Annotated in this window: 25 protein-coding genes and 1 pseudogene; 5 read left to right on the forward strand and 21 right to left on the reverse strand. The window is 64.1% G+C overall.

The features are described 5' to 3' along the window. Positions 1-177: 177 nt before the first annotated feature. Positions 178-318, forward strand: a complete 141-nt coding sequence (locus ACVW1C_RS15435) for a hypothetical protein (RefSeq protein ID WP_375786777.1) — start codon at positions 178-180, stop codon at positions 316-318. A 30-nt stretch (positions 319-348) separates the two neighbouring features. Here the strand turns inward: ACVW1C_RS15435 and ACVW1C_RS15440 are convergent, their stop codons facing one another. The 9 genes from ACVW1C_RS15440 to ACVW1C_RS15480 form a co-directional block, all read right to left on the reverse strand. Further along, the gene (locus tag ACVW1C_RS15440) at positions 349-1,377 is read right to left on the reverse strand and encodes a cytochrome-c peroxidase (RefSeq protein WP_456759151.1); all 1,029 of its coding nucleotides are present in this window, start codon (positions 1,375-1,377) and stop codon (positions 349-351) included. A 179-nt stretch (positions 1,378-1,556) separates the two neighbouring features. Beyond that, positions 1,557-3,218, reverse strand: coding sequence for a CHASE domain-containing protein (locus tag ACVW1C_RS15445; protein WP_456759152.1), 1,662 nt, complete (start codon positions 3,216-3,218; stop codon positions 1,557-1,559). A gap of 431 nt (positions 3,219-3,649) precedes the next feature. Beyond that, positions 3,650-4,306 carry an urease accessory protein UreG gene (gene ureG, locus ACVW1C_RS15450; protein WP_456759153.1) on the reverse strand — a complete coding sequence of 219 codons (657 nt, stop codon included), beginning with the start codon at positions 4,304-4,306 and terminating at the stop codon, positions 3,650-3,652. Between the two features lie 153 nt (positions 4,307-4,459). Continuing rightward, complete coding sequence (locus ACVW1C_RS15455; RefSeq protein ID WP_456763091.1) at positions 4,460-5,197, reverse strand: urease accessory protein UreF; 738 nt, start codon at positions 5,195-5,197, stop codon at positions 4,460-4,462. Beyond that, the gene (locus tag ACVW1C_RS15460) at positions 5,178-5,807 is read right to left on the reverse strand and encodes an urease accessory protein UreE (RefSeq protein ID WP_456759154.1); all 630 of its coding nucleotides are present in this window, start codon (positions 5,805-5,807) and stop codon (positions 5,178-5,180) included. Before ACVW1C_RS15460 ends, ACVW1C_RS15455 begins: the two co-directional genes overlap by 20 nt. A 7-nt stretch (positions 5,808-5,814) precedes the next feature. Then, on the reverse strand, positions 5,815-6,114 hold the full coding sequence (locus tag ACVW1C_RS15465) for a putative quinol monooxygenase (RefSeq protein WP_456759155.1): 300 nt from the start codon (positions 6,112-6,114) through the stop codon (positions 5,815-5,817). Positions 6,115-6,139: 25 nt separating this feature from the next. Continuing rightward, positions 6,140-6,439 carry a putative quinol monooxygenase gene (locus ACVW1C_RS15470; RefSeq protein WP_024581875.1) on the reverse strand — a complete coding sequence of 100 codons (300 nt, stop codon included), beginning with the start codon at positions 6,437-6,439 and terminating at the stop codon, positions 6,140-6,142. 111 nt (positions 6,440-6,550) lie between these two features. Next, positions 6,551-8,266, reverse strand: coding sequence for an urease subunit alpha (gene ureC / locus ACVW1C_RS15475; protein ID WP_456759156.1), 1,716 nt, complete (start codon positions 8,264-8,266; stop codon positions 6,551-6,553). Position 8,267: 1 nt separating this feature from the next. Continuing rightward, positions 8,268-8,822, reverse strand: coding sequence for an HD domain-containing protein (locus tag ACVW1C_RS15480; protein ID WP_456759157.1), 555 nt, complete (start codon positions 8,820-8,822; stop codon positions 8,268-8,270). A 328-nt stretch (positions 8,823-9,150) separates the two neighbouring features. Between ACVW1C_RS15480 and ACVW1C_RS15485 the strand changes: the two genes are divergently transcribed. After that, positions 9,151-10,248 (forward strand): ISAs1 family transposase, encoded by a 1,098-nt coding sequence (locus tag ACVW1C_RS15485; RefSeq protein ID WP_456758476.1) that lies wholly within the window; start codon positions 9,151-9,153, stop codon positions 10,246-10,248. A gap of 111 nt (positions 10,249-10,359) precedes the next feature. Here the strand turns inward: ACVW1C_RS15485 and ACVW1C_RS15490 are convergent. From ACVW1C_RS15490 to urtA, 9 genes and pseudogenes are all read right to left on the reverse strand, one after another. Then, positions 10,360-10,644 (reverse strand): annotated as a pseudogene (locus ACVW1C_RS15490) (endonuclease domain-containing protein); the annotation flags it as partial. A 100-nt stretch (positions 10,645-10,744) separates the two neighbouring features. Further along, a complete protein-coding gene (locus tag ACVW1C_RS15495) occupies positions 10,745-11,050 on the reverse strand; it encodes an urease subunit beta (RefSeq protein WP_038387566.1) in 306 nt (101 codons plus the stop codon). Positions 11,051-11,059: 9 nt separating this feature from the next. Next, complete coding sequence (locus tag ACVW1C_RS15500) at positions 11,060-11,362, reverse strand: urease subunit gamma (protein WP_456759158.1); 303 nt, start codon at positions 11,360-11,362, stop codon at positions 11,060-11,062. Positions 11,363-11,389: 27 nt separating this feature from the next. Continuing rightward, positions 11,390-12,325: an urease accessory protein UreD gene (locus ACVW1C_RS15505; protein ID WP_456759159.1), complete on the reverse strand. Its 936-nt coding sequence runs from the start codon at positions 12,323-12,325 to the stop codon at positions 11,390-11,392. A gap of 50 nt (positions 12,326-12,375) precedes the next feature. Then, entirely contained in the window at positions 12,376-13,071 is a 696-nt protein-coding gene (urtE, locus tag ACVW1C_RS15510; protein WP_021076835.1) for an urea ABC transporter ATP-binding subunit UrtE, read from the reverse strand. Between the two features lie 3 nt (positions 13,072-13,074). Then, positions 13,075-13,836 carry an urea ABC transporter ATP-binding protein UrtD gene (gene urtD, locus ACVW1C_RS15515; RefSeq protein WP_456759160.1) on the reverse strand — a complete coding sequence of 254 codons (762 nt, stop codon included), beginning with the start codon at positions 13,834-13,836 and terminating at the stop codon, positions 13,075-13,077. 4 nt (positions 13,837-13,840) lie between these two features. Then, positions 13,841-15,010 carry an urea ABC transporter permease subunit UrtC gene (gene urtC, locus ACVW1C_RS15520; protein WP_456759161.1) on the reverse strand — a complete coding sequence of 390 codons (1,170 nt, stop codon included), beginning with the start codon at positions 15,008-15,010 and terminating at the stop codon, positions 13,841-13,843. After that, positions 15,007-16,602: an urea ABC transporter permease subunit UrtB gene (gene urtB, locus ACVW1C_RS15525; protein WP_456763092.1), complete on the reverse strand. Its 1,596-nt coding sequence runs from the start codon at positions 16,600-16,602 to the stop codon at positions 15,007-15,009. The genes urtC and urtB overlap by 4 nt, the downstream gene beginning before the upstream one ends. A gap of 120 nt (positions 16,603-16,722) precedes the next feature. Next, a complete protein-coding gene (urtA, locus tag ACVW1C_RS15530) occupies positions 16,723-18,051 on the reverse strand; it encodes an urea ABC transporter substrate-binding protein (protein ID WP_097673797.1) in 1,329 nt (442 codons plus the stop codon). 533 nt (positions 18,052-18,584) lie between these two features. Between urtA and ACVW1C_RS15535 the strand changes: the two genes are divergently transcribed. The 3 genes from ACVW1C_RS15535 (at position 18,585) to ACVW1C_RS15545 (ending at position 20,803) form a co-directional block, all read left to right on the forward strand. After that, positions 18,585-20,003, forward strand: coding sequence for a DEAD/DEAH box helicase (locus ACVW1C_RS15535; RefSeq protein WP_456759162.1), 1,419 nt, complete (start codon positions 18,585-18,587; stop codon positions 20,001-20,003). A 24-nt stretch (positions 20,004-20,027) separates the two neighbouring features. Further along, on the forward strand, positions 20,028-20,321 hold the full coding sequence (infA, locus tag ACVW1C_RS15540; protein ID WP_016842649.1) for a translation initiation factor IF-1: 294 nt from the start codon (positions 20,028-20,030) through the stop codon (positions 20,319-20,321). A 269-nt stretch (positions 20,322-20,590) separates the two neighbouring features. Beyond that, positions 20,591-20,803, forward strand: coding sequence for a cold-shock protein (locus tag ACVW1C_RS15545; RefSeq protein WP_016842648.1), 213 nt, complete (start codon positions 20,591-20,593; stop codon positions 20,801-20,803). 109 nt (positions 20,804-20,912) lie between these two features. Here the strand turns inward: ACVW1C_RS15545 and ACVW1C_RS15550 are convergent, their stop codons facing one another. The 3 genes from ACVW1C_RS15550 to ACVW1C_RS15560 form a co-directional block, all read right to left on the reverse strand. Then, positions 20,913-21,560, reverse strand: a complete 648-nt coding sequence (locus ACVW1C_RS15550) for a TadE/TadG family type IV pilus assembly protein (RefSeq protein ID WP_456759163.1) — start codon at positions 21,558-21,560, stop codon at positions 20,913-20,915. After that, on the reverse strand, positions 21,551-22,105 hold the full coding sequence (locus tag ACVW1C_RS15555; protein ID WP_456759164.1) for a TadE/TadG family type IV pilus assembly protein: 555 nt from the start codon (positions 22,103-22,105) through the stop codon (positions 21,551-21,553). Before ACVW1C_RS15555 ends, ACVW1C_RS15550 begins: the two co-directional genes overlap by 10 nt. A 171-nt stretch (positions 22,106-22,276) precedes the next feature. Then, positions 22,277-22,783 (reverse strand): pilus assembly protein N-terminal domain-containing protein, encoded by a 507-nt coding sequence (locus ACVW1C_RS15560; RefSeq protein WP_456759165.1) that lies wholly within the window; start codon positions 22,781-22,783, stop codon positions 22,277-22,279. Positions 22,784-22,956 lie beyond the last annotated feature (173 nt).

Below are 22,956 nucleotides of genomic sequence, written 5' to 3' on the forward strand. Positions count from 1 at the left end.
GGTTGCATTGTGGTTAATTGCGGCAGGCTGGCCCCAACCCGTCCTTCAGTGCATCTTTTGCGGCCGGTTCCATCAAATTTTAGCTAATTCCGGCACGGGGGCTCAATTCAACTGTCGTAGTGAAATCCGGACAAATCGGATCGGGAGGCCGGTTAGATGTTCGGAGCGTTGAGCGTCGTGAGTATCGGGGTGGGGTCAGCCCTCGCCTACGTGACAAAATCGTCCCCGTCGCGCACGGCGGCCCTCGAGACCTGCGCGGGTGCGTTCCTGGTCGTCGGGCTCGGCCTGCTTGGGGCCGCACTGCCGCACCTCGCCTGACGAGCCCCCGTTCCAGACCCTCTGCCGCGCTCAGCGCGGCAATTTGGGAATCCCCACCACCGGCGGGGCCGTGGCGGTCAGGGTTTGCAGGAAGGCGATGAGGTCCTTCTTCTCGCCTGCCGTCAGAGACAACGGCTTGATGTCGGGCGACCGGCTCGGCCGCTCGATCCCGCCCTTGTTGTAGAGCTCGATGACATCTTCCAGCGTTGCGACCGATCCGTCGTGCATGTAGGGCGCACGGCGCGCGACGTCGCGCAATGTCGGGGTCTTGAATGCATATTTCAGCTTCGCCGAGGTCGGAAAGAAGCGGCCGCGCCCGATGTCCTGGCCTTTGGCGGTGCCGATATCCTGGAAGGACCCGTCGGAGAAGGATGGGCCGCTGTGGCAGGACGAACAACGTCCCTTGCCGTTGAAAAGCTCAAAGCCGCGCTGGGCCGTTGCGCTGATCGCGCTCTCGTCGCCCTTGATCCAGCGGTCGAACGGGGCTTCGCCCGCGACGATGGAGCGCTCGAAGGTCGCCAGCGACTGCTCGATCCTCGGCCGCGTGATCGCGCCGTCGCCGAACGCGTGGGTGAATGCATCGACATAGCCGGGGATCGCCGCGAGACGCGCGATCAATTCCGGCTCGGTCATGTTCAGGTTCATCGGGCTCAGGATCGGCCCGAACGCAACGGATTCGAGATCCTTGAACTTGCCGTCCCATCCCAGCGGCTCGAAGAAGGCGACATCGATCAACGTCGGCGAGCGGATCGGCAAGCCTTTCGGATCCTCACCGATGGCGCGTGGAAGGCCGTCAGCCCATGACAGGCTGGGCCTGTGGCAGCTCGCGCAGGAATGCGTCTTGGACCGCGACAGCAGCGGATCGAAGAACAACATCCGCCCCAGCGCGGATTTCGCCTCCGAATAGGGATTGCTGCTCGGGAAGGGAACGACGTCGGGCCGGCGATAGCTGGCACGGATTGTCGCAGGGTCGCGGGGCGCCGTCGCCGGGGTCAAGGCAAGCGACAGCCCTACCGGCAAAACTGCCGCGAGCAAGGTCAGGCTGACCCAAAGCCTCATCGGGGTCCTCAGACGGTATCCTGCTCGGTATATGCCCAAGCATGTTCAACGAAGTTTTAACGTTCGGTTGCGGGCTAATACGGATGCCGGATTTCGACGCAGATCATTTGAGCGTCGTCCCGCGCGCCTGATTTCGATCAATACGAGCAACGATAGAGTCGCACAACTTGAGGCGGCCGCTATTTCTTCACCGGACGCACCGGCGTGGAGAACTGCTCGGTGCGGTCGCGCTCAGTCATGTCGACCACAGTGTCCATCGGCGCGGTCAGCTCATAGACATAGGAGACGTCGGTGAAGTAGCGCTTCGCGGAGCCGCCCAGCGCCTCCGGCGCGACGCGGTCGAGCAGGATCAGGCCGAAATCGCTGTCGGCTCGCCGCGTCGCCTGGCTGGTGTTGAACTCTTCCCAGCGGAAATGGAAGACCGTCTCCGCATCCTCGCCGGCGACCTCCCAGTTGGCGACGATGTGCGGATGCTTGCCGACCAGCGACAGCCCTTCGTCGGAGTGCGAGGCGAGCTCGAAAAATAGCAGCGACAGCGATTGCGCGGCGCGGGCGCTGACGGTGATGTCGGGACCGTTCACCGCGATCCGGTCGGCATGCGGAATCGCGCGCGATTCGAACAGGCCCTTCAGCTTGACGCCCTGCCACTGGCTCTCGCTGAGCAGCGTGACGACATTCGACATCGCGTGGATACGCCCGATCAACAGTTCGCGCGCGACGTCGATGTCGGCACCGTGCCGCAGCGTGCGGGTCACGATCGACTGGATCACCGCGAGGATGTTCTTGACCCGATGGTTGAGCTCGTCGATGACCGCGGTCAACCGGCGCTCGAAGCCGATCCGGACCTCGATCTCGCGGCTGAGACGCAAATTGTTGTAGGCGACATAGCCGAACAGGCCGCAGACGATGCCGGTCAGCGCGAGGCCGATCGCCGCGACGATGGTCGCGGTCTGCTGCGCGCGCACCGTGGCGTTGCTCTTGGCGTAATAGTCGAGCGACCAGTCCCGACCGCCGAACGTCACCGTGCGGACCATCGACGGCAGCGGGCCGTCCTGGCGCATCGCGCGCGAGGTGACGATGCCCTGCTCGTTGGCGGTGAACTCGTCATTGGAATCACGCGGGTCCTTCAACGCCACCGCGAACAGCGAGGAATCGTCGTTGGTCAGCATCAGCGACGACAGCTCGTAGGAAAAGGTGATGAAGCCGGCCGGCTCGGACCCACCCTCCTGGAACACCGGCGCGGCGAGCACGACCCCGACTGGGCCGTTCTGCCGCAGCAGCGGCACCGGGTCCGAGGCCACGGGCTTGGCGTTCGCCATCGCCTGCGCCAGCATCGGACCGACCACGGAGTGGCGGTCGAAGGCGCGGCCCGGGATGCTCAGGGTTTCCGGATTGCGCGGCTCGACATCCATCAGCACGTTGATCGGCTTGTCGAGCGCCTTGACGTCGAGCGCCTGGTCGTCGAAATCACGGATCGAGGGATTGGTGAAGCCGGCGGCCTTGAGCTCCGCCTCGGCCGCGGTCAGCTCGTTCGGCTTGAGCCGCGCGATCCAGGCGGCGACGACGAAATCGGTCTTGAAGGCGTAGATCGCCGAGCGCAGCGGCTGCAGCATATTGGCCTTCACCATCGACGGGGTCCGGAACAGTCCCGAGGCTACCCGCGCCAGCAGCTCGCGCTCGGTCAGGCGGTCCTGCACCAGGCTGGCATGGACGTCGATCGCCCGCGCCAGCGCGATGCCGTCGATTGCGAGCTCCTGATCGTGCACCCGATAGGCGGCAAGACCGGAGAGCAGAACTCCGATCAGCGCAATCAATGCAACGATGAAGCCCAGTCGAACCACACGCTTACTCGGCAATCAGGGGGTGGCGAAAGGGGACGGTAGGCATCTGGCTTCTGCGGGGGCGGCGACAAATCAGGGTGCGATGAACGCCAGCCGCAAAGGAATATGGAATAGCGATCATCGGTACGCAACAGGAGCCGGTCAGCAACATTAACGACGACGCCATCCGGCGGTCTTTGGCGGCACCAAAGGTTGCTAATCGTCAAAGTTGGAAATTGTTCCGGCGATTGCGCAGCTTTTTTGCGGCGGGGCAGTCCAGCATCGCCTCACCGTCATCCCCGCGCAAAGGCTTCGCCTTTGTCGCTGGAGGAGCCGCCAAGCGGCGTCTCGAAGGATGAACCGCCCGGCCGGCAGGGCCGTGCACCCTTCGAGGCTCGCTACGCGAGCGCCTCAGGGTGACGGGGGAGAGAGCCGGTGCGCAGCCACAATGATTAACGACTGCCGGCCTTGGCACCCGCCTTGCCTGCGTCCTGCGACCGAAGGCCGCCCTTGGTCTCGATGAAGCTGATGATGCGGTCGAGGCCGTCGCTCTTCTTCAGATTGGTCATCACGAAGGGCCGCTCGCCACGCATCCGCCTGGCGTCGGTGTCCATCTTCTCGAGCGACGCACCGACATAGGGTGCGAGGTCGATCTTGTTGATCACCAGAAGGTCGGACCGCGTGATGCCGGGGCCGCCCTTGGAGGGGATCTTGTCGCCGGCGGCGACGTCGATGACGTAGATCGTGAGATCGGCCAATTCCGGCGAGAAGGTCGCCGCCAGATTGTCGCCGCCGGATTCGATCAGGACCAGGTCGAGATCGGGGAATTTCGCCCGCATGTCGGCGACCGCAGCGAGGTTCATCGAGGCGTCCTCGCGGATCGCGGTGTGCGGGCAGCCGCCGGTCTCGACGCCGGCGATGCGGTCCGGCGTCAGCGAGCCGGAGCGCACCAGAAACTCGGCATCCCATTTGGTGTAGATGTCGTTGGTGATCGCAGCGATGTCGTAACGCTCGCGCATCGCCTTGCAGAGCAGATCCATCAGCGCGGTCTTGCCGGAGCCGACCGGACCGCCGACGCCGACGCGCAACGGGCCATGAGAAGTTGCCATATCAATCCATCCATCGTCGTCCCGGCGAAAGCCGGGACCCATAACCACCGAATTGAGTTTTTGCGCGAAGCTGGGGCCGCAAACTTGCATAACCACAAGCGCCTGTGGTCATGGGTCCCTGCTTTCGCAGGGACGACCCGGCAGTGTAGCGCATCATGACCGGAACAGCCTCGTGTACTGCGTCTCGTGGCGCAGGCTTGCGAGGTCGGCCCGAAAGGTCGCGCTGCCGAGATCGTCGAGCGAAGCCGCGTTGGCCCGCGTTGCGGTTGCGGCAACGACCGGCTCGAGACCGGCCAGCACGCGCTGGCTGTCGGTCTGCCCGAGCGGAATCAAGCGGCTGCCTGCTGAAATCCAGTTCGAGAGCACGGCATGCAGGAAGGCATGCAGCGAAGGCGCCAGCCGGATGCCATGCGCTGCGCTGACGATACCGACCGCGACCGGGTACACGATCGGTCCGTCGCAAGCCGCAATCATCGCGCCGAGGCCGGATGAATTCCAGGCCGCGCGGGCGATCTCGATGAAGGCACGCCCCTGCGTCGTGGTCTCGAGCTGCCGCTCGCGCGACGGCACGAAGGCAGCAGCAAGCTCGGCGATCTCGTTCAGCTCCGCATGACCGGGCTGCGACGCCGCGCGATGGCTCTGCGCAAGGAACACGGCGTCGCAAAAGCCGCTGCCGTCGGTGAGCATCGCCGCGAGCCAGCCGCGCAGCGACGCGGCATCGGTGATGTCGCCGGCCTCGACCGCCCATTCGATGCCGCTGGAATAGGCGAACGCACCGACTGGAAAGGACGGCGACAGCCACGTCATCAGCCGGTACAGCGCGGCCGCCTCGTCCTCCGCCATCCCGCCGCGCACCGCAGCGGGATCAGGCTCATTTGTGGTCATGAGCATGGGAGTGGTCGTGGTGATGATGGGCATGGTCGCAATGCTCATCATGATGATGGTGGTGGTCGTGGTCATGCCCATGGTCATGATGATGTCCGTCACCGTGGTGGTGACCATGATCTTGCGCGTCGCCATGGGCATGATCGTGCCCGGCGTGACCATGCGCGTGCTCGTCGGCATGTGCGTGCTCGGCATAGGCCCCGCCCTCGGGATCGAACGGCGCCTCGATCTCGATGACACGGGCCCCCAACCCCTTCACCATCGCCTCGATCACGTGATCGCGCCGAATGCGCAGGCCTTTCGGCATGATCTGCGTGGGCAGATGGCGGTTGCCAAGATGCCAGGCGACCCGGATCAGATGATGCGGATCGCTGCCGCGGATTTCCGCGAGCGGCTCCGGAGCTGCGACCACCTCGACGAGGCGGCCGTCCTCCAGCACCAATGCGTCGCCGCCGCGCAGCGCGACGGCGTTCTCGAGATCGAGCAGGAATTCCAGCCCGCGCGTCCCAGTCATCGCCATCCGCCGCCGGTGCCGGTCGTCGAAATCGAGCACGACGGTGTCGGCTGCAGCTTCTGTCCAGCGATGCTGTCCCAAAACCTTGGTTGCGCGGATCATCGAACCCTCAGAACTTCTCGACCTTGGCGTCACTGATGATCTCGATCACCGTCGGGCCGGTCTTCATCTGCGCGGAATAGTCGCGCCATACTTTCATGTGCGGCGCCTTGCCATGCGCGTTGAGATCCTCGCGGGTTTCCCAGCGCTCGACGACCACATACAGATTGGGATCGTTGACGCTGACATGGCCCTCGTAGGAGAGGCAGCCCTTCTCCTTGCGGGTCTCGGCGATGCACGCCTTGTGTCCCCTGATGAAGTCGTCCTTGTTCTCCGGCTTCATCGGCGTGGTGGCGATGACATAGATCATGGTGTTTCTCCCGTTCTTGTTCTTGTTAGCGAACGTCGACCTTCTCGGGCGTGATCACCTCGATCTTCGGCGGCGCGGCCATGCACTTCACCGCGACCCGGCCGAACGTCTTCATGTGCTCGGCGGTGCGATGCGGCACCAGCGCCTCGGCGTTCTCCCATTGCTCGACGAACACCATCTTGCTGTGGTCGGTGACGCTCTCGTGCAGATCGTAGGCGATGTTGCCGGGCTCCTTGCGGGTTTCCTTGATGCAGGCCGTCGCCGCAGCGATGAATTCGGCGCGGGTCTCGGGCTTGATGGTCAGCGTAGCGACGACGTAAATCACGGAAATTCCTCCCGGTTTTCTCTTTTGGCTTGGGTCTTGTCTTGACGCGTTTTCTTTCCGCGAACCGGAAATCCACTTCGCTCGGAAACGCTCCAGTTACCGGGAGTGGTTTTAGAACATAAAGTAGCGCTGTGCCATGGGCAGTACCTCGGCCGGCGCGCAGGTCAGGAGCTCGCCGTCCGCGCGTACCTCATAGGTCTCGGGATCGACCTCGATCTCGGGCGTCGCGTCGTTATGGATCATGCTCTTCTTGGAGATCTTTCCGCGGGTGTTCTGCACCGCGTAGAGCTTCTTGGCTGTACCGAGCTTGCGGGCGAGGCCGCCGGTGACCGCGGCCTTCGAGGTGAACACGACAGAGGAGGCGGTCAGCGCCTTGCCGAAGGCGGCGAACATCGGCCGGTAATGCACCGGCTGCGGTGTCGGGATCGAGGCGTTCGGATCGCCCATCGGCGCCGCCACGATCGAGCCGCCCTTGATGATGCAGTCCGGCTTGACGCCGAAGAACGCCGGCGACCACAACACCAGATCGGCCATCTTGCCCTTCTCCACCGAACCGATCAGCTTCGACACGCCATGCGCGATCGCCGGGTTGATGGTGTATTTGGCGATGTAGCGCTTGACGCGGAAATTGTCGTTGTCGTTGCCCTTGTCCTGCGGCAGCGCTCCGCGCTGCTTCTTCATCTTGTCGGCGGTCTGCCAGGTGCGGATGATGACTTCACCGAGCCGGCCCATCGCCTGCGAGTCCGACGACATCATCGAGAGCGCGCCGAGATCGTGCAGGATGTCCTCGGCCGCGATGGTCTCCTTGCGGATCCGGCTTTCGGCGAAGGCGAGGTCCTCGGCGATCGACGGATCGAGGTGATGGCACACCATCAGCATGTCGAGATGCTCGTCGATGGTATTGCGGGTGAACGGCCGGGTCGGATTGGTCGAGGACGGCAGCACGTTCTTCAGACCGGCAATTTTAATGATATCCGGCGCGTGGCCACCGCCGGCGCCCTCGGTGTGGAAAGCATGGATGGTGCGGCCCTTGAATGCCTTCACGGTGTCCTCGACGAAACCGGATTCGTTCAGCGTATCCGAATGCAGCATCACCTGGACGTCGTAATCGTCGGCCACCGACAGGCAGGTGTCGATCGCCGACGGCGTGGTGCCCCAATCCTCGTGCAGCTTCAGCGCGCAGGCGCCGCCCTTGATCATCTCGACCAGCGCCGCCGGGCGCGAGGCGTTGCCCTTGCCCGAGATGCCGAGGTTGACCGGGAAGGCGTCGAACGACTGGATCATCCGCCCCATGTGCCACGGGCCGGGCGTGCAGGTGGTGGCGAAGGTGCCGTGCGAGGGGCCGGTGCCGCCCCCCAACATCGAGGTGACGCCACTCATCAGCGCGTGCTCGATCTGCTGCGGGCAGATGAAGTGGATGTGGCTGTCGAATCCGCCCGCGGTGAGGATCTTGCCCTCGCCCGCGATCACGTCGGTGCCCGGCCCGATGATGATGGTGACGTTGGGCTGGATGTCCGGATTGCCGGCCTTGCCGATCGCCGCAATCATGCCCTCCTTGATCGCGACGTCGGCCTTCACGACGCCCCAGTGATCGACGATCAGCGCGTTGGTGATGACGGTATCGGCCGCGCCTTGCGCGTTGGTCACCTGCGATTGCCCCATGCCGTCGCGGATCACCTTGCCGCCGCCGAACTTGACCTCCTCGCCATAGGTGGTGAGATCCTTCTCGACCTCGATGATCAGATCGGTATCGGCGAGCCGCACCTTGTCGCCGGTGGTCGGCCCGAACATGTCGGCATAGACGGAACGTTTGATCTTCACGGACATGTCAGCCCCCAGTTTCAGCCAGCGCGGCCTTGGCGCGCGCGATAGTGTCATCGAAAATGCGGTCGAGCCGCGGATTGATCCCCCGGCAACCGGCAACGACCTTGTCGGCCCAAGCCGCATAGTCGGCGAGATCGTCGCGCTCGTCCTTGCCTGGATGCGGCACGATCCGGGCGCCGATATTGCTGATCTTGTCGGCGGTCTTGATCAGCTTGGCGCCGGGCGATTTGTGCGGAGCGTCCTCGATCTGCTTTTGCCGGCGCACGGCCTTTGGCAGGCTCATGTCGTCGGTGCATTCGACCACCAGCGCGGCAACGCGTTCGCTGAACTTTTGCGCGAGCTCCTCGCGCGTGGTCCCGGTGTCCTCGATGGTGTCGTGCAGCCATCCCGCCGCCACCAGCTCGGCATCGGCACCATCGGTCACCTGCGCCAGCAGGTTCGCAACCTCGGCCAGATGGTTGATGTAAGGCTCATTGCCCCGCCCCTTGCGCGCCATGCCGTTGTGACGGCGCGCGGCAAGCTCGGCAGCTTCGGAGACCATGCAAAGCGCGGGCAGCATCAGATTGCGGCACTCCCGTCGCAATTTCGATCGGTATGGTATCGAGAAATAATTTCTGCCGGCGCCCGGGGCTTACCCCTCTCCCCAACCCTCCCCCGCAAGGGGGGAGGGAGCCTGAAAAGTGTGCTCACCTCACGTCTCGCCGCAACTGCGCCACCTTGCATCACGGCTTCTCCGCTCCATTGACCTTAGATGTAAGGGAGGCATCGGTGGAAGGGTTCCCTCCCCCCTTGCGGGGCAGGGGAATCGCACGTGCGCGGCTGCAAGTAGTTGCCAAATCGGGAGAAAGAGATTCTGAAGGTCGCTCCTGATCTAGAGGGAGCGGCCGATGCAACGATTTGCCGAGTGCTTTGAAGATTTGCCCGACCCGCGGGCCGACAACGCGCTGCATGACCTGACCGAGATCTTGTTCATCGCACTGATGGCGACGCTGTGCGGGGCGACGAGTTGCACCGACATGGCACTGTTTGCCCGGATGAAGGCCTATCTTTGGCAGGATGTGCTGGAGCTCAAGAATGGCCTGCCGAGCCACGACACGTTCAGCCGGGTATTCCGGATGCTCGATCCGAAGGCGTTCGAGGTCGCGTTCCGGCGTTTTATGACGGCCTTTGCGCAAGGCGCGAAGATCAAGCGGCCGCGCGGGGTGATCGCGCTCGACGGCAAGGCGTTGCGGCGGGGTTACGAACGCGGCAAGAGCCACATGCCGCCGGTGATGGTGACCGCCTGGGCGGAGCAGACGCGCATGGCGCTCGCCAATGTGCTGGCGCCGAACAACAACGAAGCCGACGGTGCCCTGCAGTTGCTTGCGCTTCTGCAACTCAAGGGCTGCGTGGTCACGGCCGATGCCCTGCATTGCCACCGCGGGATGGCCGAAGCGATTGTGGCACGGGGCGGTGACTACGTGCTGGCGGTGAAGGCGAACCAGCCCGCTCTGTTGGAGGATGCCAAAGCCGCAATCCGCGCCGTCAAACGCAAGGGCAAGACCTCGCTGACCACCATCGATGCGGAACATGGACGCAACGAGAAGCGTGTGGCGCTGGTCGCATCGGTTCCTGGCATGGCCAAGAAGCACGACTTTCCGGGCCTCAAAGCTGTCGCCCGCATCACCAGCAAGCGGGGACAGGACGACACGGTCGAGCGCTACTTCCTGATGAGCCGCCCCTACAGCCGCAAAGAGGTCCTGCGCATCGTCCGTGCTCATTGGGGCATCGAAAATCGCCTGCACTGGCCGCTCGACGTCACCCTCGACGAGGACCTCGCCCGCAATCGCAAGGACAACGGACCGGCCAACCTGGCCGTGCTCAGGCGTCTGGCTCTCAACGTCGCCCAAGCCCACCCGGACACGACAGTCTCCCTGCGCGGCAAGCTCAAGCGCGCCGGATGGAACGATGCATTCCTCTTCGAACTCCTCGGCCACATGCGATAGCCCTGCCTTGCGGGGGAGGGTTAGGGAGAGGGGTGCCGCTTGCTCCGCTGCTTCCGCGATACCGAGAACAACGCCCTCCAGATTTTTCATCACGTCGTCGCTGGTGAAACGAAGGACGCGGTAGCCGCGAGACTTGAGCCACGTATCTCGTCGCTCGTCATGCAGAACTCGCTCTCCAAAATCGTGGCTCTCGCCGTCGACCTCAGCGACGAGCTTGCACGAATGCGCGACAAAATCGGCGATGTAATTGCCGATCGGCACCTGTCGACGAAAGTTGAGACCCGCCAGGCGGTCGGCTTTCAGGTGCCGCCACAGCAGCGTCTCCGCGCGCGTCATCGCACGGCGGAGCTCCTTGGCGCGACCGCGCTGGATGTCGCTCACTTGGGTGTGCGGCATGCCCCTCTCCCCACCCTCCCCCGCAAGGGGGGAGGGAGCCTGACCGCAGTGCTCACCTCACTATCGACCATCACCATCACACTCGCCGCTTAGATTACAATCAAAGCTTCCCCTTCACCTCGGCGCGGAAGCCGTAGATCACGCGCTTGCCGGCGAGTGCCACGAGGTGGACGTCGCGGGTCTGGCCGGGTTCGAAGCGGACGGCGGTGCCGGCGGCGATGTCGAGGCGCATGCCGCGGGCCTTCTTGCGGTCGAATTTCAGCGCCGGGTTGGTCTCGAAGAAATGATAGTGCGAGCCGACCTGGATCGGGCGGTCGCCGGTGTTGGCAACCGACAGCGTCACGGTCTTCCGGCCGGCATTGAGCTCGATCTCGCCGTCCTTGATGAAGAGTTCGCCGGGAATCATGTCGCACTCCTATCGGATCGGCTGGTGCACGGTGACGAGCTTGGTGCCGTCGGGAAATGTCGCCTCGACCTGGATGTCGTGGATCATCTCCGGGATGCCGGCCATCACCTGGTCGCGGGTCAGGACCTTGGCGCCGGCCTGCATCAAGTCGGCGACGGTGCGGCCGTCACGCGCGCCCTCGACAATGAAGTCGGTGATCAGCGCGATCGCCTCGGGGTGGTTCAGCTTGACGCCGCGCTCAAGCCTGCGGCGCGCCACCATGGCGGCCATCGATACCAGGAGCTTGTCCTTTTCGCGGGGAGACAAATTCATGCGAGCACTCTGATGATCTTGAAGGGTCTAGTTGAGCCACAGCCGCGGCAGCGGGACCAAGGAGGCGCGGCCGAGCACCGCCATCATGTCGGCACGCAACCGGGCCGCATCTTGGGCACAGAAGCGCGCCATTGCAAAGCCATTCCACGCGGAGATGCCGACTTCGCCGCCGAAGTATTGGGACGCCTCGCGGATGCGCTCGATCAGCGCCTCGTCGCCCGGCACGATCAACGCGGTGCCAATCGCGCAGCCGCCCTTCGCGATCGCGGGCCGTGCCAGCTTGTCACCGATCTCGCCGTCGAGCCTGATCGTCTCGGCAAACACCAGCCGGCCGCCACGGCGCATCCGCCAGCGGTCGACGAACTCGCCATGGCGCATGGTCTCGCCCATCGCGGCACGGCCGAACACCACGATCTCGCACAGCAAAAGCGAAGCGCCTTCAGCCAGGTCGATGTCGAAGCGGCGATGAATGCGGGCGCGGTCGAACAGGATGGTCTCCTGCGGCAGCCAGGAGAGATGCGCGCCATCAGCGACCTTCAGCGCGATGTCAAGCCGCGCCGCGGCTGCCGGGCCTGGTGCGATCCGGCTGGATCGCTCCAGGCCCTCATTTTGTTTGGACGCGTTTTCTTCACGCGAACCGGCATCCACTTCGCTCGAAAACGCTGCCGGAGCACGATAGACCTTTTCGGCGGCCGCCGTGGTCAGCGTCAGGCGGGCGCCCTCACCGGCCGCGATTGCGATGTCGAAGCGGTCGCCGCCGGCAATGCCGCCGGCGGTGTTGACGAACATGGCCGACAGGCCGTCGTCCTCCGGCGACGGAAAACGGACGCGCAGCGAGCCCGATTCATGGAGATCACCGCGGCGGGTCGCGCCATCCTTGCGATGCACGCCGAACCTGACAGCGCCCTGGGCGCGGTTTGCCGCAAACGTCGCCGCTGCCGCGCCTGCGATCCCGCTCCGCATTCCCCCGACGCTCCCTAGCGCGCGCCGCGAAAGGCGGCGTCACATCAAATTCACAGCGCCATCTGGCGGCTGATCTCGGCGGGATCGAGGCTTGCACGATCGCAGGCATATTTCACCGCGCCCCGGTCCATCACGGCAAAACTGTCGCCGAGTTCGCAGGCAAAGTCGAGATATTGTTCGACCAGAACGATTGCGATGTTGCCGAGGTTGCGCAGATAGGAAATGGCGCGGCCGATGTCCTTGATGATCGAGGGCTGGATGCCCTCGGTCGGCTCGTCGAGCAGCAGGAGCTTCGGCCGCATCACCAGCGCGCGGCCGATCGCAAGCTGCTGCTGCTGGCCGCCGGAAAGGTCGCCGCCGCGGCGGCCCAGCATGGTCTGCAGCACCGGAAACAGCGAGAACACGTCGTCGGGGATGTTGCGGTCCTCGCGCTTCAAGGGACCGAAGCCGGTCTTGAGGTTTTCCTCCACCGTCAGCAACGGGAAGATCTCGCGGCCCTGCGGCACGAAGCCGATGCCGCGCCGTGCCCGCTCGTAGGGTTTTAGCGCGGTGATGTCCTTGCCGTCGAAATTGATCGCGCCGGAGGCGATCGGATACTGGCCGACCATGGCGCGCAGCAGCGAGGTCTTGCCGACGCCGTTGCGGCCGAGCACGCAGGTGACCTTGCCCGGCTCGGCAGTCAGCGACACCCCGCGCAGCGCCTGCGCCGCGCCGTAGTAGAGATTGATGTTGTCGACCTTCAGCATCGCCTAGCGCCCCAGATACACTTCGACCACCCGCTCGTTCGACGATACCTGGTCGATCGAACCTTCGGCGAGCACCGTGCCTTCGTGCAGGCAGCTCACCTTGACGCCGAGCTCGCGCACGAAGGTCATGTCGTGCTCGACCACCATGATGGTGTGGTTCTTGTTGATCTCCTTCAGCAGTTCGGCGGTCAGATGGGTCTCGACATCGGTCATGCCGGCGACCGGCTCGTCGACCAGCAGCACCTTGGGGTCCTGCGCCAGCAGCATGCCGATCTCGAGCCACTGCTTCTGGCCGTGCGACAGGCTGCCGGCGAGGCGGTTGCGCGCATCGGTCAGGCGGATGGTCTCCAGCACCTTGTCGATGCGCTCGGCCTCGGCCTTGCTGCCGCGCCAGAACAGCGTGCCACGCACGGAATGATCGACATTGAGCGCGAGCAGCAGGTTGTCCTGCACGGACTGGCTCTCGAACACCGTCGGCTTCTGGAATTTGCGGCCGATGCCGAGCTCGGCGATGCGGGTCTCGTCGAGCCGGGTCAGGTCGACCGTACCGTCGAACAGCACGGTGCCCTCGTCCGGCTTGGTCTTGCCGGTGATGATGTCCATCATCGTGGTCTTGCCGGCGCCGTTCGGGCCGATGATGGCACGCATCTCGCCGGGCGCAAGCGTCAGCGACAGATTGTTGATGGCGTGGAAGCCGTCGAACGAGACGTGCACGCCATCGAGATAAAGCATGGCCGAAGTGGCGCGGGTATCCATGACGTTCATCTGCCTACTCCGCGGGGTTCGGTGCGCCGACGCCGTCTTCGCGCGCGGCGCTTGCCCTGTCGGCCGCGAGGGCCGCGCTACGCCGCGTCTCCCACCAGCTGTTGAAGGTGCCGACGATGCCCTTGGGCAACAGCAGCGTGACCAGGATGAACAGCGCGCCCAGCATGAACAGCCAGTACGGCGCCAGCGGACCGGAGGTGAAGAACGTCTTGGCGTAATTGACCACGACGGCGCCGAGTGCGGCGCCGATCAGCGTGCCGCGGCCGCCGACCGCGACCCAGATCACCGCCTCGATCGAATTGCCGGGCGCGAACTCGCTCGGATTGATGATGCCGACCTGCGGCACGTAGAGCGCGCCGGCGACGCCGGCCATGCAGGCCGACAGCGTGAACACGAACAACTTATAGGATTCGACGCGATAGCCGAGGAAACGGGTGCGGCTTTCGGCATCGCGCACCGCGATCAGGACCTTGCCGAGCTTCGAGGTCACGATCGCGCGGCAGATCAGGAAGGCGATGATCAGCGCCAGGCAGCTCAGCAGGAACAGCGCGCAGCGCGTGCCTTCGGCCTGCACGTTGAAGCCGAGGATGTCCTTGAAGTCGGTCAGGCCGTTGTTGCCGCCGAAGCCGAAATCGTTGCGGAAGAATGCCAGCAGCAGCGCATAGGTCATTGCCTGCGTGATGATCGACAGATAGACGCCGGTGACGCGCGAGCGGAAGGCGAGCCAGCCGAAGCAGAAGGCAAGCAGGCCCGGCACCAGCAGCACCATCAACGCGGCAACCCAGAACTTGTCGAAGCCGTACCAGTACCAGGGCAGCTTGTCCCAGTTCAGGAACACCATGAAGTCGGGCAGAATCGGGTTGCCGTAGACGCCGCGGCTGCCGATCTGCCGCATCAGGTACATGCCCATCGCGTAGCCGCCGAGCGCGAAGAACGCGCCATGGCCGAGCGAGAGGATGCCGCAATAGCCCCAGATCAGATCGATCGAGAGCGCGAGGATGGCGTAGCAGACATATTTGCCCCACAGCGCCACCAGATAGGTCGGCACCTGGAACATCGAGCCCTGCGGCAGCAGCAGGTTGGACAGCGGGATCAGCACGCCGACCGCGGCGACGAGCAGCACGAACGCGGTCGCGGCGCGGTCGAGCGAACGGGTGAGGATGTGCGGCGTCATGCTTCCACCGCCCGGCCCTTGAGCGCGAACAGGCCGCGCGGCCGCTTCTGGATGAACAGGATGATCAGCACCAGGATCGCGATCTTGCCGAGCACCGCACCTGCCATCGGCTCCAGGAACTTGTTGGCGATGCCGAGCGTGAAGGCGCCGACCAGCGTGCCCCAGAGATTGCCGACGCCGCCGAACACCACGACCATGAAACTGTCGATGATGTAGCTCTGGCCGAGGTTCGGGCTGACATTGTCGATCTGCGACAAGGCCACGCCGGCAATGCCGGCGATTCCCGAGCCGAGGCCGAAGGTCAGCGCGTCGACGCGCGAGGTGGCGATTCCCATCGAGGCCGCCATGCGGCGGTTCTGCGTCACCGCGCGCATCTCGAGCCCGAGCGCGGTGTAGCGCAGCATCGCCAGCAGGATGGCGAACACCGCGAGCGTGAAGCAGAGGATCCAGAGCCGGTTATAGGTGATGGTGATCTGGCCGAGCTCGAAGGCGCCGCTCATCCAGGAGGGGTTGCCGACCTCGCGGTTGGTCGGGCCGAACGCGGTGCGCACCGCCTGCTGCAGCACCAGCGACAGGCCCCAGGTCGCGAGCAGCGTCTCCAGCGGGCGGCCGTAGAGGAAGCGGATGATGGTGCGCTCGATCACGACGCCGATGAGGCCCGCGACCAGGAAGGCGAGCGGCACCGCGATCAGCAGCGAATAGTCGAACATCGCGGGATAGCGGGTGCGGATCACCTCCTGCACCACGAAGGTGGTGTAGGCGCCAAGCATCACCATCTCGCCATGCGCCATGTTGATGACGCCCATCACGCCGAAGGTGATGGCAAGACCGATCGCGGCGAGCAGCAGCACCGAGCCGAGCGACAGGCCGTACCAGGCATTCTGCACCATCGACCACATCGCAAGATTGCTCTGGATCGCGGTGACCGCGGTAGCCGCCGCCTTGGCGACCAGCGGCGGCTGGTCGCCGAGCCCGGTGAGCAGCGCCAGCGCCTCCTGGTCGCCCCGGGCCTTGACCACGGCGACGGCATCGAGCTTGTCGCTGTCAGATGCATCCGGTTTGAACAGGATGATGGCTGCGCGCGCCTCGGCGAAAGCCTGCTTGATCGACTTGACGCTCTCCTTGGCGAGCGCGCCCTCCACCGTCGGCAGCAGATTCTCCTCGTGGCTCTTGAACACCGATTGCGCAGCCGCGAGCCGCTTGGCCGGATCCGGCGACAGCAGCGTCAGGCCGCCGAGCGCGGCCTCCACGGTGCGGCGCAGGCGATTGTTGAGGCGAACGGCGGCGGCATTGTCGGGCAGCTTGTCGACGGCCGCGCCGGTCGCGGCGTCGACGATCTTGCCGTCGGGCTGCGTGATGAAGACCTTCTTGCTGTCCGGATCCGCCGACAGCCGGCCGTCCTGCAGCGCGGCGATGATCGGCGAAGCGAGCGCATTGCCCGATGCGGCAACCTCGCCGATCGCAGCCTCGGTGTCGGAGAACTCGTCATTGGCGAATTTGGCGACCGAATCCTCGAATGGGCCGGCCAGCGCCGGCACAGCAAGGCAGCTCAGCAGCAGGATCGAAAGACAAAGCGCGCGAAAACGATCAATACAATTGGCGAACACGTCGTTACCCCGGCAGGAGTGTGAGGAGAAGGCGGCGAGCTGTGCCGCCTTCTCCAGGTTCTTGGATGGTTGTGTTGTGTCGTTGTTGAGGTCAGGCGCGCCCTATCAAGAGCCCTGGCCGCCGCACTTGTTGGTCTTGGTGTTGTAGTTGCCGCACTTCTTGCCGACCCAATCACCGATCAGATCCTTGGAGCCCTCAAGCTCCTTCGACCAGGCGTCGCCTGCCACCAGACCCGGGGTCTTCCAGACCACGTCGAACTGGCCGTTGCCCTTGATCTCGCCGATGAACACCGGCTTGGTGATGTGATGGTTCGGCAGCATCTTCGATACGCCGCCGGTCAGGTTCGGCGCCTCGGTGCCGGGAAGCGCGTCGATCACCTTGTCCGGATCGGTCGACTTCACCTTCTCGACCGCCTTCACCCACATGTTGAAGCCGATGTAGTGCGCTTCCATCGGGTCGTTGGTCACGCGCTTCGGATTCTTGGTGTAGGCCTGCCACTCCTTGATGAACTTCTCGTTCGCCGGGGTCTTGATCGACTCGAAGTAGTTCCAGGCGGCGAGATGGCCGAGCAGCGGCTTGGTGTCGATGCCGGCGAGCTCTTCTTCGCCGACCGAGAACGCGACCACCGGGATGTCGGTCGCCTTGATGCCCTGGTTGCCGAGCTCCTTGTAGAACGGAACGTTGGCGTCGCCGTTGATGGTGGAGACCACGGCGGTCTTCTTGCCGGCCGAGCCGAACTTCTTGATGTCGGCCACGATCGTCTGCCAGTCGGAGTGACCGAACGGCGTGTAGTTGATCATGATGTCGTCCTGGGCGACGCCCTTCGACTTCAGATAGGCCTCCAGGATCTTGTTGGTGGTGCGCGGATAGACGTAGTCGGTGCCGGCCAGCACCCAGCGCTTCACCTTTTCTTCCTTCATCAGATAGTCGACGGCGGGGATCGCCTGCTGGTTCGGCGCCGCGCCCGTGTAGAACACGTTGCGCTCGGATTCCTCGCCCTCATACTGCACCGGATAGAACAGGATGTTGTTGAGCTCCTTGAACACCGGCAGCACGGACTTGCGCGACACCGAGGTCCAGCAGCCGAACACGACCGCAACCTTGTCCTTGGTGATCAGCTCGCGGGCCTTTTCGGCAAACAGCGGCCAGTTCGATGCGGGGTCGACCACGACGGCCTCGAGCTTCTTGCCGAGTACGCCGCCCTTCTTGTTCTGCTCGTCGATCAGGAAAAGGATCGTGTCCTTCAGCGTGGTTTCGCTGATGGCCATGGTGCCCGACAGCGAGTGAAGAATGCCAATCTTGATGGTGTCGTCGGCCGCTTGGGCGGGCGCGAACGGCGAGGACGCAGCCAGACCCAAAACCAGGCCGGCCGTCGCCGCGAGCGCGCGGCGGCGGGTCATCGTCGTTATTTTGTGAGTAAGCTGAGTAAGCATGAAATGTCGTCTCCCTGACGCAGGCGTGGAACGCTTGCGAACGGCCGCTTGGCCGCCTGCGGTTAAGGGAATCGCAAGAACTGTGCCACGGTGTGTGGGCACCGTAAGCCAATGAACCAACTGGATAATCTTACGAGTTCCGGGCAAACACGGAGGGCGGCTGCCCAATCATTGAGCCGAAAACTTGACTGCCGAAAGAGCAATCAGATTGTTTTGTAGGCACAATTGCCTTCTTGGCTAAATTTCCGGCACCGATTTATGACAGGTTGCGCGATGGTTCGGCGCATTCCGCGCACCAATCCCGACGATATCATCTTGAAACCGCCCAGTTCCTGGTCCATATCCTCGCCATGCCCGCGACATCGCGGTGCCTTCGCGAGCTGCGTGTTCAAGCCGCCCCCAAGCGGCTTCTGGCTCGCCTTTCAGCTAACCCAGCTTGACGCCCCAGACACGCGGGTGTCCCCGAATGCTTTCATGCGATTCCGGCCGATACTGGCCGGGACGATGACGGCTTTTATGGAAAGAACCACCTTTTGACCTCCTTTCAGGATTTCGGCCTCGCCGATCCCATCGCCCGCGCGCTTCGAGAAGAAAACTATCTCACGCCGACCCCCATCCAGGCCCAGACCATCCCGCTCGCACTCGCCGGCCGCGACGTCGTCGGCATCGCCCAGACCGGAACCGGCAAGACCGCGTCCTTCGCGCTGCCGATCCTGCACCGGCTGCTCGAGAACCGTATCCGCCCGCAGCCCAAGAGCTGCCGCGTGCTGGTGCTCTCGCCGACCCGCGAACTGTCCGGGCAGATCCTCGACAGCTTCAACACCTATGGCCGCCACGTCCGGCTGTCCTCGACGCTCGCCATCGGCGGCGTGCCGATGGGCCGCCAGGTCCGCTCCCTGATGCAGGGCGTCGAGGTGCTGGTCGCCACCCCCGGCCGCCTGCTCGACCTCGTGCAGAGCAACGGACTGAAACTCAACCAGGTCGAGTTCCTGGTGCTCGATGAAGCCGACCGCATGCTCGACATGGGCTTCATCAACGACATCCGCAAAATCGTCGCCAAGCTGCCGATCCGGCGGCAGACCCTGTTCTTCTCGGCCACCATGCCCAAGGACATCGCCGAGCTCGCCGAGGCGATGCTGCGCGACCCCGCCCGCGTGGCGGTGACGCCGGTGGCCTCGACGGTGGATCGCATCGCCCAGCGCGCGATCCAGGTCGATTTTGCGGCCAAGCCGGCGGTTCTCGCCCAGCTCCTGAAACAGGAGGCGGTCAATCGTGCCCTGGTGTTTACCCGCACCAAGCACGGCGCCGACAAGGTGGTGAAGAGCCTTGCCAAGGCCGGCATCGAGGCCAATGCGATCCACGGCAACAAGTCGCAGAACCACCGCGAGCGCACGCTGGCGGCGTTCCGCTCCGGCGAGATCCGCACGCTGGTGGCGACCGATATCGCCGCCCGCGGCATCGACGTCGACGGCGTCAGCCACGTCGTGAACTTCGACCTGCCCAACATCCCGGAAACCTATGTCCACCGCATCGGCCGCACCGCGCGCGCCGGCGCCGACGGGGTCGCGATCTCGCTGGTCGCCGGCGCCGAGGAGATGGGCTATCTGCGCGATATCGAGCGGCTGATCCGGATTACCGTGGCGCGGGAAGACCGTCGCACGCAGGGTAGCCGCGAGGCCGCCGCGCCGACACCGGCGCCCCGCCCCCACCGTGGCGGCCGCTCTGCGCCGCGCGCGCATAATGTCCGTGGGAATGAGCCCGCTCCAAGTGCAAAAGGGCCTCGCCGCCGCCGCCGTCGGGGTGGTAATAATGGCGCGCCGCAGACGAGCCGGGGCGAGTCGCCGCGTCCGTCGCAGGCTGGCAGCAGCGAAGGCATTCAGGGCGTCGCCTTCTTGCATCGCGAGAGCCGGCCGAATCCGCAACCCAACCGCAACAACCGACCGAAGCACTAGCCGTCGCTCGATCTGGAGAAACATATGGCTAAGGAAGAGCTGATCCAGTTCGAAGGACTGGTGACCGAAATCCTCCCCGACGCTCGTTACCGGGTGCAACTCGATGCCGGACACGAGATCGTCGCCTACACCGCCGGCAAGATGAAGAAAAACCGCATCAAGACGCTGGCCGGCGACCGCGTCACGATCGAAATGTCGCCCTACGATCTCGAAAAGGGTCGCCTGATTTTCCGGCACAAGGACGAACGTCCGAGTGGCGCACCCGGCGGTCCGCCGCGGGGCGGAGCGCAGCGCGGCGGCCAGTTCCGCCGCCGATAAGGCTGGACATTGCAACTGTTGCGCGCATGACGTCCTGATGTCCTGCGCAACAATTGGCCGGCGGCTCCGCCGGCCAAAAAATCGCGCACGTCAGGATTGTTTTGAGGCCTTCTATCGAATAATATCCTACCCATCGATTTTCGGCCGGACGACATTAGCCAATACCGGTACAGCCGGTTCAGACGCTGACGACCCTTCCAAAAATTCGATCTCACCACCCCGCCGACCAGCGGGTCTTGAACTTGTATATCTGAGAAGGGACTACCCACGTGAGCATGGGAACCGTGAAGTGGTTTAACGCGACCAAGGGCTACGGCTTCATCCAGCCGGATGAAGGCGGGAACGACGTGTTCGTGCACATCAGTGCAGTCGAGCGCGCCGGCCTTGGCACTCTGCGTGAAGGCCAGAAGATCTCCTACGAGATCGTTGCTGACCGCCGTTCCGGCAAATCCTCGGCCGACAATCTGCGCGCCGCTGGATAAGCCGATTTCCCGGGAGCGCGAAGCTCCGGGAAATTGCCGTCAAAGCATCAAGGGCCGCACCTTCGGGTGCGGCCCTTTTTGTCTGGATCACGAGTCTGCCGCCACGGCCCTAGTAAGTCGAGCAGGTCGTCGGCATGGTGGCGGACGTCGGGGCATAGAACACGCAAACCGACTGCCGCGGCCGCGTAAAGGCAACGTCGCTGAGATTGATGCCGGCCTTGGCCATCACATAGCCGATCGTCGGAACGTATTTGTAGCTCACTTCGCTGAAGATCAGATAGGTGCCCGCAACCAGCAGCGCCGGCGGAACGATGCTTGTCACGATGTCGCCCTGACTGCGGGTCGAGGCCGTTACCGTGGCCTGCGTGGCGCCCGAGGCGATCGTCCCCGCCTTGCTCCACTGTATGTGCGCGATGTTGGAGTTATCGACGTAGATCTCCGACAGCGTGACCTTGGTCGGCGACGGATCGTAGGGCGTCATGATGCCGACGCTGGCGCTGAAAAAGTTTTGCAGGTCGGCATCCACCACCTGCGTCGCCTGCGAGGTGAGATCTGACGCGGCGCGCGCCATCAGCGTGACCTTGCGGTCGACCGCGACCCCGGATGAAAATTCAACGGTGCCGAAGAACATCACCAGCATCAGCGGCATGATAAAGGCAAACTCGACGGCGGCGAGGCCCCGGCGGTCATGCGCGAGAGCTGCAACCGAGCGCAGCAAGGCCGCAGACAGGGTTTTCACAACCTTGCTCATGAGCATGTGACCCCGGCGGTTCCGGATGGCTCGTTCTTGAATGTCGCGGTCGCGATCAGGAGCCGCTTGCCATTGGGAAGGTTCGAGGCGTTGAAGCCGAGCTGGGTGACAAACAGCTGCCATTGATAGAACAGCCGGACCACCACGACGTCGCCGTCCTTGCCCGGACACCATTTCACCTGGCTGGGATCGGTGATCGGCGTAATGTTGACGCTGCTAAAGCCTGTCGCAGACGGATAGCTGCGGACGTCGACATAGATGCCGTTGGTGCAGTCGAACAGCGCATTGATCTGGCCACAGACGTAGCTCTTGAACTGCGCTTGGGTATAGCTTGCGCCCTGGGCCTGTCCGGTCATGATGAAGCGAGACGAGTCCTGCGTCACCGTCTCGAGCACCTGGCTCGCAAAGAAGATCATTGCCACTTCGATGATCGCAAAGAGCAGCCCGAAAAACAGCGGCGCGACCAGCGCGAATTCGACCGCGGTCACACCACTGCGGTTACGGCGAAAGCGACGGAGGAGGCGTCCAAGACAATGAGCGGGCAGCGGCATCAACGACCCCGGATCAACATGGTGGCAATAACTACCGAAGAGTCATTGTCGAAGTATTTCGCCGGATCGAGACAGAGCAACCCGATCCGTTAGGCCTTTATTAAGCATGTCGGACGAGCCGCCCGCGATCGACCAAGGCCCCGGCGTGTGGAGCGCCCGAGCGGACGCACGTCAGTTCTGCGGCTTCGCGCCGCCGCCCGAGCCGGTGGCCTGATTGTTGAGCGTACCGGCCTGGCCCATCGTCGCGTTGAAATAGGCCTCGCCATCGCCGAGGGTGATGCGGCGCTGACAAACCGGCATGCAGCTATAGGTCTCGCGATCGATGCCGCGATAGACGGTGACCAGTTGATCGGTCGGACCCTCGACCTGGATCTGGCGATCCACCAGCACCTGGCCGGAGCGGTCGAGTGCGATGAAATTGGTCGCGCCATAACCCTTGCCGGTCACCACGACAACCCCGCCATTCTGCAGGGTGACGTCGGCGATCAGGGGATTGCCGACCACGATCGTGGCAATGCCGCCGGGCAGCTTGACGAGCTTGGCCTGATCGACATTGACCGCGATCCGGTCGGGATCCGGCGCTGCCGTTGCGAGTGCGGGCCCCAGCAGCATGGCTGCGGCCATCGAGATGAAACCAATGCGCGTGACGGCGCGAATACGCTGGGACTGAAACGACATACTCTACCCCGGGACGTTAACTGGCCGGCAAAGACGATACGCTGCGGACCGGCGCCCGACGCTGGCAAATCTGACGGCAATTCATTTAGGAAGAGCAAAGATCGACCGCCGAATTGCGCGGATGTCGCGACTTCCGGAGGTCGGCCAACCGTCCGGTACCTCGCGCAGGACCG

Source organism: Bradyrhizobium sp. USDA 4011 (genome assembly GCF_054063415.1).